Annotated in this window: 10 protein-coding genes; 5 read left to right on the top strand and 5 right to left on the bottom strand. The window is 62.4% G+C overall.

The features are described 5' to 3' along the window. Window positions 1-63: 63 nt before the first annotated feature. On the bottom strand, window positions 64-1,131 hold the full coding sequence (locus RO069_RS09975; RefSeq protein WP_328187185.1) for a BMP family ABC transporter substrate-binding protein: 1,068 nt from the start codon (window positions 1,129-1,131) through the stop codon (window positions 64-66). A 284-nt stretch (window positions 1,132-1,415) separates the two neighbouring features. On the opposite strand from RO069_RS09975, the gene RO069_RS09970 reads away from it, so the two are divergent. Further along, the gene (locus tag RO069_RS09970; protein ID WP_328187184.1) at window positions 1,416-2,744 is read left to right on the top strand and encodes a peptidoglycan DD-metalloendopeptidase family protein; all 1,329 of its coding nucleotides are present in this window, start codon (window positions 1,416-1,418) and stop codon (window positions 2,742-2,744) included. A gap of 39 nt (window positions 2,745-2,783) precedes the next feature. Here the strand turns inward: RO069_RS09970 and codA are convergent, their stop codons facing one another. The 4 genes from codA to metE form a co-directional block, all read right to left on the bottom strand. Continuing rightward, window positions 2,784-4,013: a cytosine deaminase gene (gene codA / locus RO069_RS09965; RefSeq protein WP_328187183.1), complete on the bottom strand. Its 1,230-nt coding sequence runs from the start codon at window positions 4,011-4,013 to the stop codon at window positions 2,784-2,786. Between the two features lie 12 nt (window positions 4,014-4,025). Then, window positions 4,026-4,721, bottom strand: a complete 696-nt coding sequence (locus RO069_RS09960; protein WP_328187181.1) for a PucR family transcriptional regulator — start codon at window positions 4,719-4,721, stop codon at window positions 4,026-4,028. Window positions 4,722-4,724: 3 nt separating this feature from the next. Continuing rightward, complete coding sequence (gene codB / locus RO069_RS09955) at window positions 4,725-6,008, bottom strand: cytosine permease (RefSeq protein ID WP_328187180.1); 1,284 nt, start codon at window positions 6,006-6,008, stop codon at window positions 4,725-4,727. A gap of 367 nt (window positions 6,009-6,375) precedes the next feature. Then, window positions 6,376-8,652 carry a 5-methyltetrahydropteroyltriglutamate--homocysteine S-methyltransferase gene (metE, locus tag RO069_RS09950; RefSeq protein ID WP_328187179.1) on the bottom strand — a complete coding sequence of 759 codons (2,277 nt, stop codon included), beginning with the start codon at window positions 8,650-8,652 and terminating at the stop codon, window positions 6,376-6,378. Between the two features lie 102 nt (window positions 8,653-8,754). Here metE and RO069_RS09945 point away from each other — a divergent pair, with 102 nt between their 5' ends. The 4 genes from RO069_RS09945 (at window position 8,755) to RO069_RS09930 (ending at window position 12,310) form a co-directional block, all read left to right on the top strand. Further along, window positions 8,755-9,645, top strand: coding sequence for a LysR family transcriptional regulator (locus tag RO069_RS09945; RefSeq protein WP_328187178.1), 891 nt, complete (start codon window positions 8,755-8,757; stop codon window positions 9,643-9,645). 384 nt (window positions 9,646-10,029) lie between these two features. After that, complete coding sequence (locus RO069_RS09940) at window positions 10,030-10,593, top strand: PH domain-containing protein (RefSeq protein ID WP_328187176.1); 564 nt, start codon at window positions 10,030-10,032, stop codon at window positions 10,591-10,593. Window positions 10,594-10,770: 177 nt separating this feature from the next. Then, window positions 10,771-11,532, top strand: a complete 762-nt coding sequence (locus tag RO069_RS09935) for an SDR family oxidoreductase (protein ID WP_328187175.1) — start codon at window positions 10,771-10,773, stop codon at window positions 11,530-11,532. Window positions 11,533-11,602: 70 nt separating this feature from the next. Further along, window positions 11,603-12,310 (top strand): dienelactone hydrolase family protein, encoded by a 708-nt coding sequence (locus tag RO069_RS09930; protein ID WP_328187173.1) that lies wholly within the window; start codon window positions 11,603-11,605, stop codon window positions 12,308-12,310. Window positions 12,311-12,404 lie beyond the last annotated feature (94 nt).

Raw genomic sequence — 12,404 nt, 5'->3', positions numbered from 1 at the left:
CAGAAAAGCCGGCAGGTGATAGCACCCGCCGGCTTTTGGTTTGCCGCTCAAAACCGGAGAAGCTTACTCCGGCAGGTTGGCGGTCATGCCTTCCACGTACCAGTCCATGCTGGCCAGCTCTTCCCTGGTCATGGTCTCGCCTTCCGGTACGCGCAACTCACCGCTCTGGTCTTTCAGCGGCCCGGTGAAGGGATGAAATTCGCCACTGTCGATGGATGCGATTACGTCGTCCACTTTGGCACGCTGCTCGTCGGTCAGACGGTCGCTGATGCCGACAATCTGGATGACATCCTCGGAAATACCACCCCAGTAATCCTTCGACTCCCAGGTACCATCCATAACGGACTGAATCGTCTCGATGTAGTACGGTGCCCAGTCATTGACCACGGACAAGAGGTGGGCGTCGCCACCGAACTTGCGCATGTCGGAGGCCTGACCCACACCCCAGTTACCCCGCTTTTCGGCGGCCAGCAACGGCGCCGGGCTGTCGGTGTGCTGGACAATCACGTCGGCACCCTGGTCCATCAGCGCGTTGGCGGCGTCGGCTTCCTTGGCTGGATCGAACCAGGTGTTGGCCCAGACCACCTTGAGTTCGATGTCCGGGTTCACTTCCTTGGCGCCCAGGTAGACGGCGTTGATGTCACGGATGACTTCCGGAATCGGGAAGGACGCGATATAGCCCAGGGTATCGGTTTCGGTCACCAGGCCCGCCGCAGTACCGGTCACGTAACGACCCTCATAGGTGACGGACAGATAGGTACCCAGGTTCTCGGCCTGCTTGTAGCCGGTGGCGTGCAGGAAGGTCACGTCCGGGAACTGCTCCGCCACCCGCGCGGTGGGGTTCATGAAACCGAAGGAGGTGGTGAAGATCACGTCGTTACCCGCCTGGGCCAGACGACGGATGGTGCGTTCGGCATCGGCGCCCTCGCTGACATTCTCCACGTAGGTGGTGTCCACCCTGTCGCCGAAGTGTTCCTCAACGGCAAGACGCCCAAGGTCGTGCTGGTAGCTCCAGCCATGGTCACCAATGGGGCCCACATAGACAAAGCCCACTTTCATGGGGTCCTGTGCCATGGCGGGGGCAGACAGGGTAATAGCGGCAGCAAGCGCCAGGCTGCGTTTAAGGCTCATGGATACATCTCCTGAACGGTTTGATTGTCGTCGTTTTATTGGGTGAACGAATCACACCTTCATGGGCGAGCAAAAAACTGGCCAAGTGTTCAGGAATTCCATTGCCTTGATTTAAAATGACTTTATTTATGTTGCCGGTATCATGCCAGGAAAACAGCACCAAACTGGCGCACTATGGGAACCCCGTGCCACATGAGAAACCGGGTCAGCCCGGTTTCTCTGAAGGAGAAACTGAAAAAGGAACGCCAGCGGGGCGGCAAGTACACCACGACAGCATTAATGGCATGGCAAAAAAACACTCTCTTTCAGCACATCAGAAGATCCTTCTCCTACTGAGCACACTGATCCTTGGGGTTGGCGTATCCGGATTGCCGGAGCACGCAGCCGCCCTGTTCGACAAGCCGGCGGAGATTGCAGCCCCCACTCCCGCCAAGACGCCGGAAACGCCCGACGCATCGCCGCCAACCATCCCCCTGGTGGCAGTGCCAGAGCCCGATCCCGTCGAAACCTACCGTATACGGGAGGGCGATACCCTGAGCGGCATCTTTGATGACAGGGAAATACCGGCCAGTGACCTGCACAAGCTGCTGGTGGCCGATGCGGAATTCCTGTCGCTTGAAACCCTACACCCCGGCAAAACGTTGACGTTCGAGTTTGACGAAAACGAGGACCTGGAGAAGCTGACGCTGCACCAGGACCCCGCCCGCGAAGTAGTCTTTGAGCGTCAGCCAGACGGGGAGTTTGCCCACCGGCAGGTCGAAGCCGAGACCTACTGGTCCCATGAGGTACGGTTGGGAACCATTCAGCGGAGCTTCTATCACGCCGGCATGGAGGCGGGGCTGAGCGAACGACAGGTGGACGAACTTGGCCGGTTGCTGAAGAAGAGGATCGACTTCCGGCGGGACATCCGGAAGGGCGATCCGTTCTCGGTGCTCATCGCCAATGAAATGACCGGAGACCAGAGAACCGGACGTTACCGCATCGAGGCGGTCACGCTGTCAGCCGGAGGGCACGAGACCAATGCCTTCCTCTATACCGACGGCAACTACTACGATGACAGGGGCGAGAGCATCCTGCCGGCCTTCAGGCGCTGGCCCACGGCCAGGCATTACCGGGTGAGTTCCCCATTCGACCGTAACCGCCTGCACCCGATCACGGGACGGGTATCGCCCCACTACGGAGTCGACCTGGCCACCCCCGTCGGCACCTCGGTCCTCGGCACCGGTGACGGCGTGGTCACCCGCGTCGGCGACCATCCCTACGCCGGCAAGTACGTCGATATCCGCCACAATGGGTCGCTGTCCACGCGCTACCTGCACCTGAGCCGGGTACTGGTCAACAAGGGGCAGCGGATCAAGCGTGGCCAGGAGATCGCACGGTCCGGGAACACCGGTCGCTCCACGGGGCCGCACCTGCATTTCGAGTTCCGCATCGACGGTCGTCCGGTCGACCCGATGACCGCCGATATTCCCACGGCTGCCCAGGTGCCACCAGATGAGCTTGAAGGCTTTGAGGCGTTGGCTCACAAACGTCTTACCATGATGAATGTCTCCACCAATAGGGCAAGGGTTCATGCCCAGTCGACGGGGCCACAGAATGGTGGAGAGAGCTAGTACCGTGTCGGGCCTGGCTCCCAGGCCTCTCCCGCCAGGCTACTGCTCCCGCAGCACCAACACCCGACCATCCCGAACCGATGCCCGCACCGGCTGCTGCCCCACCAGAACCTCATAAGGCGACTGGCCCTGCAACACCACACACCTGGCAGGCAGGCCGCTTTCAATGCCGTATTCGGAAAGGTCCAGCGCCGCCGCGCCGTTGTCGGTGATCATCTCCAGGCAGCGATCGATGCGCTCCATTCCCAGCATGTGGCAGGCGTGCAGCCCCACATCCAGGGTCCGTAGCAGGTTGCCGTTGCCCAGCGGGTACCAGGGGTCGCGGATCGAGTCCTGCCCGAAGGCGACTTTCAGGCCCGCATCCAGCAGTTCCGGCACCCGGGTGATGCCCCGGCGTTTCGGGTAGGTGTCAAACCGGCCCTGCAGGTGCAGGCTTTCCGTGGGCATGGACAGGAATCTCAGCCCCGACTTTTTCAATAGCCGGAACAGCCGGCTGCAATAGGCGTCATCGTAGGAGCCCATGGCGCAGGTGTGACTGGCGGTGACGCGGGAGCCGTAATCCAGCCGTAGCGCTTCCGCCGCCAGCACCTCCAGGAACCGGGACTGGGGGTCGTCGATCTCATCGCAGTGTACATCCACCAGCCGGTCGTGTTTATGGGCCAGTTCCACCAGCCAGCGGACGGATTCCACACCATAGTCCCGGGTATGCTCGAAATGCGGGATGCCACCCACCACATCGGCACCCAACCGGACCGCCTCCTCCATCAACTCCCGACCGTTGCGGAAGGACCAGATGCCCTCCTGGGGGAAAGCAACGATTTGCAGATCCACCAGGTCCGTCATGCGCTCGCGCACCGTCAGCATGGCCTTGAGGGCGGTCAACTGTGGATCGGTGACATCCACGTGGGTGCGCACGTACTGGATGCCGTGGTCGGCGAAAAGCTTCAGGGTCTGCTCGGCGCGGTTGATCACGTCTTCCTCGGTGAGCATGGCCTTACGTTCGGCCCAGCACTCAATGCCCTCGAACAGGGTGCCGCTCTGGTTCCAGCGGGGTTCGCCCGCGGTCATGGCGGCGTCCAGGTGGATATGGGGTTCCACGAACGGCGCCACCACCAGGTTGCCCCGGGCATCCAGCGTCCGGCCAGGGGCGTCTACCGGGGCAGACTGGAGGGTGATATCACCAAAGACACCGTCGTCGATGGCAATCTGGTGCAGTCCGTCGCGGCCCTGCAGACGGGCATTCACGATGGTGTTCAGGGGTTCTTGCATAACCTCTCCGGTTCAGGATGGTGTGGCACTGTCCGGCCCTGTCAGCAAATGGGCCAGCAGTAAGGTTCGGAATTCGGCATGGGTCAGGCCGCCCGTCAGCCCATGCATGCGGTTGCGTATGGTATTGCGGTGGCAGCCCAGGGCCTGGGCCATGGCCTGCTGGTTACCGCCGTGGATGAGCCAGGCGTCCAGCAGATCGCCGGCTTCGGGCAGGCCTTGGCCGATGGATGGCAGATAGCGGTCCAGCAGCGGTTCCAGCTGGTCACCGCCGATCCGGTCGACAATGGCACCAGCCAGGGTATCGGCTGACGCCGGTTGCTCCCGGGCGACGATGGCCCGGCTGACCGCTTCGGTGACCCGGACCATGGGCAGCGAATAGGGCTGCTCGAACACAGGGATCGACAGCTCGTCCGCCAGCCGGCTCAGTATCGCCGGGAACTGACCGATATAGGCCTCCCCGGTCAGCACCACCAGGCCGGCGATGCCGCACTGTTTACCCTCGTAGAGACATTCCGCCAGGTTCTCGGGGCTGCGGTGGCGGCTGATACCGGTAACGAAGACAAGTTCGCCGCCGTCCACCCAGTCACGGAAAGACCGGTTCTCCGCCACGTAAGGCCAGCGAATGACGTTCTCCGCCCCGGCCTGCCCGCCCCGCAGCCGGATAGCCTCAAGACCGGGCAGTGTCGGGATGTCCCGGCAGCGGAGCATGGCTCAGGCGGCGCCGGATGTCTGGGCGCGGCGCTCGCGGACCGAGTCGGTCACCAGCAGCAGGATCCCGTAACTGCCCGCGGCGACCACCACGCCCACGATGGGGGCAATCCACGGCGAGGTGTAGGCCACCGCCGAGCCGATGGCGTAAGCCGCCAGGCCCGGCACGTTGAAGGCCGGCAGGGAGACCTGATCCAGTGCCGGGTACTCACGTTTGTAGCCCACGAAATAGCTGGCCATGATCACGCCACCAATGGGGGGAATAAAGGTGCCCAGCAACACCAGGAACGGAATCAGCCACTCGTACATGCCCAGCACCGCCAGCACGGTACCGATGGCCGCGCCGCCAACAGTCACCAGCTTGCGGCGGCGGGTGCGCAACAGGTTGCAGCCGGCCACGGCAAAGTTGTAGACGGTGTTGTCCTGGGTGGTCCACAGGTTCAGGAACAGCATCAGGATGCCCAGCGTGGCCAGGCCCTGGGCCACCATGATGTCGACGATGTCTGCCTGCTGGTACACCAGCGCACCGAAGGCACCGATCAGGGTCATCAGGCCATTGCCCAGGAAGAACGCCAACAGCGTGGCAATGACGGCGGTCTTGCCGGAGCGGGCAAACCGGGTCCAGTTGGTGGCCTGGGTGCCGCCGCTGACGAAGGTACCGAACACCAGGGTGATCGCAGCGGCCACGGTCATGTCCTCACTCGGACTGATGGACATCAGCCCGGCCAGGCCGCCCGCATCGGACCCGGCAATGGTCATGCTGACCGCCACCAAGATGATCATGGCAGGCACGGCAAAGCGGGAAAGTACTTCCAGACCACGGTAGCCGATAAAGGCGGTGACACAGAAACCGAACCCGAACACCACCATCAGCGGCTTGGTCCAGCCCTCCGGCAGGCCGGTCAGTTTCACCAGCAGGATCGCCATGGTCGCCGTACCCCAGGCGTACCAGCCAATCTGGGTAAACCCGAGGATCACATCCGACAGCTTGCTGCCGATTTCGCCAAAGGTGAACCGACTCATCAACGCCGTATTGAGACCGCTGCGGGCGGCGATGTAGCCAAGGATGGCCGCGTAGATGCCCAGCAGCAGGTTACCGGCGCCGAGTACCAGCAGCATGGTGGGAAAGTCGAACGCCACACCGACGCTGCCGCCGGCCCACATGGTGGCGGTAAAGAAGGTGAAGCCAAGCAGCACAAAGCCCATGGACCACAGGCTCTTGCGCTGGTCCAGGGGCACCGGGCTGAGGGGGTAATCCTGCTCCCGGGGTGAGGGTTGTGAGGTCATTGCCATCTCCTGTCATGAACGTGTACACAGCAGCGCGCAAGGTTTATGCCATAGCCCATCAGACTGGCTTGGCAGATCGCCAGCCGCAAGACAAAGCTGTGCACATTGCACAATCGGGAGCCATCAGGTTAGGTCATCAGGCACTTTTTGCATGATTCCGGGGCAGATTCAGGCGTCGGTTTCCAGTTTGGTGCACCTGCGAACCTGTCCACACACGGGCGTGTGGATATGATGGGATAGATGATCGCCGGGCTCCGGCAGGGCGGGCATGCAGATCAGGAATTCAGGGCAACGGGCTGATACCCGTGCGGGGCAGAAAGGCAAAGCCGCTGGTGGCCGGAACCACCAGCGGCGGATGCGGGATGGATCAGTAGGCCGCCGCTCGCAGTTTGCGGGCGGCTGACACCACGTTGGTCAGGGCCGGCACCACTTCCTCCCACTGGCGGGTCTTCAGGCCGCAGTCCGGGTTGATCCAGAGCCGGTCCCGGGGGATGCGCTCGGCGGCCCTGGTCATCAGGGTGATGATGTGATCCTCCGCCGGGATATTCGGTGAGTGGATATCATAGACCCCGGGACCGATCTCGTTGGGGTACTCGAACCGCTCGAACACATCCAGCAGCTCCATATCGGAACGGGATGTTTCGATGGTGATGACGTCAGCGTCCATGCGGGCGATGGATTCGATGATGTCATTGAATTCCGAGTAACACATATGGGTGTGGATCTGGGTTTCGTCCTTCACGCCGTTGGCGGCAATGCGGAAGGCACCCACCGCCCAGTCCAGGTAGTTTGCCCATTCCGAACGCCTCAGCGGCAGGCCCTCCCGCAGGGCCGCTTCGTCGATCTGGATGATGTTCACGCCGGCGGCTTCCAGGTCCAGCACCTCCTGGCGTATCGCCAGGGCCAGTTGCCGGCAGCTCTCGCTGCGGGGCTGGTCATCACGGACAAAGGACCAGTTGAGGATGGTCACCGGGCCAGTCAGCATGCCCTTCATGGGCTTGTCGGTGAGGGACTGGGCGTACCGGATCCACTCCACGGTCATGGCCTTCGGGCGGCTGATATCACCAAACAGGATCGGCGGTTTCACGCAGCGGGAGCCGTAGGACTGCACCCAGCCAAACCGGCTGAACACATACCCCTCAAGCTGTTCGCCGAAATACTCCACCATGTCGTTGCGCTCGGCCTCGCCGTGGACCAGCACGTCCAGGCCCAGGGCTTCCTGCTCACGCACCGCCCGTTCGATCTCCGCCTTCATGCGGGTCTCGTACTCAACGGCGTCAATCTCACCCTTCTTGAAAGCCAGGCGATCCCGGCGGATGTCCTGGGTCTGGGGGAAGGAGCCGATGGTGGTGGTCGGGTACAGGGGCAGCTTCAGATGTTCGGACTGTTTGCGGGCCCGTTCGGCGTAGGGGCTGCGGCGCTGCCCCAGTTCCGGCGTGATCCGGCTGACCGCGTCCTTCACCGCCGGGTTGTGGACCCGGGTGGAACGATTGCGACGGTCCATGGAGGCCTGGTTGTCCGCCAGCGCCCCGGCCACGGATTCGCGCCCCTGGTTGAGGGCCCGGCCCAGCACCACCAGTTCATCCAGCTTCTGGGTGGCGAAGGCCAGCCAGTCCCGGATCTCGCCGTCCATGCTGACTTCACTGTCCAGGTCCACCGGCACATGCAGCAGCGAGCAGGAGGGCGCGATCCACAGCCGGTCTCCCAGCTTTTCCGCAATCGGCTCCAGCCAGTCCAGGGTCCCGTTCAGGTCCGTCTTCCAGATATTGCGACCATTGATGGCGCCCACCGACAGCACCTTGTGGGTGGGCAGCCAGTCCACCACCCGGGTCACTTCCTCCCGGCCACGCACCGCATCCACGTGCAGCCCCGCCACCGGCAGGTTGCAGGCCTGGTGCAGGTTTTCCTTCAGGGCACCGAAATAGGTGGCCAGCAGAATTTTGGGGCGGTTGGCCTTGAGGCTGTGGTAGGCGCTATCCAGGGCCTGCTTCCAGTCGCTGTCCAGTTCCGTGACCAGCACCGGCTCGTCGATCTGTACCCACTCGGCGCCGGCATCCGCCAGCTTTTCCAGCAGTTGGCTGTACACCGGCAGCAGTCTGGGCAGCAGGTCCAGGCGATGGGAGTCGTCCTTCTCCTTGCTCAGCCACAGGTAGGTCACCGGGCCGATGATCACCGGCTTGGCATTGACGCCCTGCTCCCGGGCCTCTTCCAGTTGCCCCAGCAGGCGCTCCGGGTTCAGGGTGAAGTCGGTATCCGCCGTCACCTCCGGTACGATGTAGTGGTAGTTGGTGTCGAACCACTTGGTCATCTCGCCGGCATGCACGCCGCAGCCACAATCCTGGGCGGAGCGACCACGGGCCACGCGGAAATAGTTATCCAGTCCGGCGCCATCCAGCGCCGCCACCCGCTCGGGGATATGCCCGAGGGTAAAGCTCATGTCCAGCACCTGGTCATAGAGGGAGAAGTCCCCCACCGGCAGCAGGTCCAGGTTTTTCTGTAGGCGCCAGTTGGTGGCCCGCAGCCGGCTGGCCACATCCAGCAGGTCCTGGGCCGGGGCCTGGCCTTTCCAGTAGCCCTCAAGGGCGAATTTCAGTTCACGTTTCGCGCCGATGCGCGGAAATCCAAGGTTATGTATCAGTGCCATGCGTGTTCCTCCCAATGATTGGTGGCCAGCCTAACCAAAAACACCCATGACGAATAATGGTATGATTTCATCCATCAATGACATAAATTCATGGATTAACCAATGATTGAACGCATCCACCTGCGCATCCTCCGGGAGATCGAACGCCAGGGCTCCCTCACCGCCGCCGCGGACAGCCTGCACCTGACCCAGTCGGCCCTGAGTCACACCATCAAGAAGCTGGAACGCCAGGTGGGCACGCCCCTATGGACCCGGGACGGTCGCCGCCTGCAACTGACCCAGGCCGGCCACTACCTGTTGCGGGAGGCCCGGCGGGTGCTGCCGCAACTGGAACGGATGGATGAAGTACTGGAGCAGTATGCGTCCGGGGAAAAGGGCACCCTGCGCATCGGGATGGAGTGCCACCCCTGCTACCAGTGGCTGCTGAAGGTGGTGGAACCCTTCCTGGGCCGGTGGCCGGGGGTGGATGTGGACGTAAAGCAGGAATTCCAGTTCGGCGGGGTTGCGGCCCTATTCAATCACGATATCGATATGCTGGTCACCCCGGACCCGATCCGCAAGGCCGGCATCGGCTTCGAGGCGGTGTTTCCCTACGAGCAGGTACTGGTGGTGAGCCGGAACAATCCTCTGTCTCGGCTCAGCCATGTGGAACCGGCGCAGCTATCGGACCAGGTGCTGTACACCTACCCGGTGGACACCGAGCGGCTGGATATCTACCAGCAGTTCCTGCTGCCGGCCGAGTGCAGCCCGCGCCAGCACAAGACGGTGGAGGCCACGGAAATGATGCTGCAGATGGTGGCCGCCAACCGGGGCGTCGCCACCCTGCCCCAGTGGCTGGTGGCGGAATATGCCGAACAGCTGCCGATTGCCCCGGTCAGGCTTGGCCGGCGGGGTATCCACAAGCACATCCACCTGGGGACGCGGGACACGGAGGAACAGCCACTCTATACCAGGGCGTTCCATACCCTGGCCCTGGAGACCGGTCACCATTGACCAACAGAACAGGGACCATCAGAACGGGCCCCCGTAGATGGGTCAATTTTCCCAGGCCCTGACACATTACTGTCACACGAAGCTGCCACTATGAAACCTCACGAGATGCATTGTGCCATTGTGAATGGTTTTAGTGATTGTTGCCGGACTCCATTGGATGTCCGGCTTTTTTTTGCCCGCCACCGCTCGAATCCACCATCGTCCAGTTCATCGGATCGGACTGACGGTTACGATTGGTTACGCAGCCCAACCCTGCCAATATTTAATGTAGGAACGTTTGGGTATAGAATAATCAGGTTGCGAGTTGCCAGGGAGGCCCTCTCCCCGGCCCGTTACGCTGTGTCATCAATAACACGAAAGACTTCAGCCTCAAGGAAGAAGCCAATGACTATTCGCGGACACTGGAGCGTCCTGCTGACGCCCCTCATCCCCCTCGCCCTGGGTCTGTACCTGCTCAACCATTTCGGCGTCACCCCCGGCGAAACCATCGCCAAGATCCAGCATGTCATGAGCCGGCAGCCCCCCTTTGAGTGGACCATTGTCATCGATATCGCCGTGTGGCTGGTGATCGGCTTCGGCGCCGTGGTCATGGCCGGTCGCATCGCCTGGCTGCTGACCACCCGGGTGGATGTGGCGAAGAACGGCATCGAACACCGCACCGGGCTGCTCCACCGGTACACCTCGCGGATCCAGTTCAAGGACGCCGAATGCCTGTCACTGTACCAGTCCTGGCTGGGTTACCTGCTGGGTTACGGCACCGTCACCGTGCACGGACGAGGCAGTGCCACGGTGGCCCTGAAGAACGTGGCCACGGCCCGGGACCTGATGATGCACATCGACCAGCAGATGGCCCACGCCGACGCCGCCGCCAGGCCCACGGCACCGGCGGTTCCGGTATCCCGGAATACGGATGAGGCAAAGGACGACGACGTCGCCCTGGCCGGATAACCCCCGCACTCCCCCACACATCATGTTCCTGTACCCATCGTCCGATGGGTACAGGTGTGTAACCATTGCACGTCCTGAAGTGTTAGGATCTTTCTCCCATAACGAAAAATCGCCTGCCCCGATAAATCCGCCGTCCCTTCCAGACACACCTATCGGGCCAACAACAAGGAGAAGCACATGGATATCCAGAACCGTATCGTCGTCGTCACCGGTGCCGCCGGTGGCATTGGCAAGGCCCTCGCCATCCGCCTGGCCCAGGCCGGCGCCAAACTCGTGGTCTGCGCCGACCTGGACCAGCAGGGCGCCGAAGCCACCGCCGCCGAGATCAACGGCGTCGCCCGCCAGATCAATGTGGCTTCCGAAGACGAGATCCGCTCCCTGATCGAGGACGTGGAAAATGAACATGGGCCCATCGACCTGTTCTGCTCCAACGCCGGCATCATGGTCAAGGGCGGCCCGGAAGCTGCCAATGAAGACTGGCAGAAGATCTGGGACATCAATGTGATGGCCCACGTCTACGCTGCCCGCCACCTGGCGCCACGCATGAAGGAACGGGGCCACGGCTACTTCCTCAACACCGCCTCCGCCGCCGGACTGCTGTCCCAGGTGGGCTCCGCGCCCTATTCCGTCACCAAGCACGCCGCCGTGGCCCTGGCCGAGTGGCTGGCCTTCACCTACGCCGACGACGGCATCAAGGTCTCCGTACTCTGCCCCCAGGCGGTGCGCTCCGCCATGACCAAGGGACACGAAGAAGGCGTTGCCAGCATGGACGGTATGCTGGAGCCGGAGCCGGTAGCCGATGCCTGCCTGAAGGCTATCGAGGAGGAAACCTTCCTGGTGCTGCCCCATGAGAACGTACTGAAGTACTTCCGCAACAAGGCGGAGAACTATGACCGCTGGATCGGCGGCATGAAGAAGCTCAACCGCATCTACAAGTAAACCACCCGTGACCGCCCGGACTGCCCCTGCATTCCCGGCGGTCACCTGGTAATCCCAACGGAGGCAGCCAATGAGCACACAGTGGATCAACGTCACCAATGACGATGGCGACACCTTCGACGCCTACCTGGCCCTGCCACCCACCGGAGAAGGCCCCGGCCTGGTCCTGATACAGGAAATCTGGGGTGTGAACGCCCATATCCGCAGCCTGGCCGAGCAATATGCCCTGGACGGATTCGTGGTGCTGGCCCCGGACGTGTTCTGGCGACAGGAACGGCGGGTGGACCTGCCCTACGACAAGCCGGGCAGTGAAAAGGCGTTCTCGCTGGTCAAGGCAACGGATGCCGAACAGAACGGAGCCGACATGGCCGCCACCGTGGAATACCTGCGCAACCTGGAGCAGGTCACCGGCAAGGTGGGCGTGATGGGCTTCTGCTTCGGCGGCCAACTGGCCTACCGGGCTGCTGCCATTGGCAAACCGGACGCAGCCGTCAGTTACTATGGTGGCGGTACCCACAACCACCTGGACCTGGCTGGTAACATCCAGCAGCCAATCCTGTTTCACTTCGGGGGCGAGGACCCGATGATTCCCTCCGAGGCGGTAAACAGCATCCAGGAAGCGTTTGCGGATCATCCCCGGGCACACTTCCATGTCTATGAGGGGGCCGACCACGGCTTCAACTGCTGGGGACGGCCGTCCTACAGCCAGAAAGCGGCGGCACTGGCCCACGGCCGGACGCTGGAATTCCTGGCAGAGCACCTGTCACCGGACGCCTGACTTCCCCCCGGAGTACCGGATACGGTATTTCGGGTCGCCAAACTTGACAACCCAGTCAGGTTCCATCTTTACTTCCATGAAGCTTCCAGACGTG

It is taken from the genome of Marinobacter sp. OP 3.4 (genome assembly GCF_036224885.1).
GTDB lineage: Bacteria > Pseudomonadota > Gammaproteobacteria > Pseudomonadales > Oleiphilaceae > Marinobacter.
This window is presented reverse-complemented; position numbering and strand designations above follow the sequence as displayed.

Excerpts from the sequence above, each read along its gene's own strand:
- RO069_RS09975 (WP_328187185.1), bottom strand. The coding sequence starts at position 1,131 with ATGAGCCTTAAACGCAGCCTGGCGCTTGCTGCCGCTATTACCCTGTCT.
- RO069_RS09970 (WP_328187184.1), top strand. The coding sequence starts at position 1,416 with ATGGCAAAAAAACACTCTCTTTCAGCACATCAGAAGATCCTTCTCCTA.
- codA (WP_328187183.1), bottom strand. The coding sequence starts at position 4,013 with ATGCAAGAACCCCTGAACACCATCGTGAATGCCCGTCTGCAGGGCCGC.
- RO069_RS09960 (WP_328187181.1), bottom strand. The coding sequence starts at position 4,721 with ATGCTCCGCTGCCGGGACATCCCGACACTGCCCGGTCTTGAGGCTATC.
- codB (WP_328187180.1), bottom strand. The coding sequence starts at position 6,008 with ATGACCTCACAACCCTCACCCCGGGAGCAGGATTACCCCCTCAGCCCG.
- metE (WP_328187179.1), bottom strand. The coding sequence starts at position 8,652 with ATGGCACTGATACATAACCTTGGATTTCCGCGCATCGGCGCGAAACGT.
- RO069_RS09945 (WP_328187178.1), top strand. The coding sequence starts at position 8,755 with ATGATTGAACGCATCCACCTGCGCATCCTCCGGGAGATCGAACGCCAG.
- RO069_RS09940 (WP_328187176.1), top strand. The coding sequence starts at position 10,030 with ATGACTATTCGCGGACACTGGAGCGTCCTGCTGACGCCCCTCATCCCC.
- RO069_RS09935 (WP_328187175.1), top strand. The coding sequence starts at position 10,771 with ATGGATATCCAGAACCGTATCGTCGTCGTCACCGGTGCCGCCGGTGGC.
- RO069_RS09930 (WP_328187173.1), top strand. The coding sequence starts at position 11,603 with ATGAGCACACAGTGGATCAACGTCACCAATGACGATGGCGACACCTTC.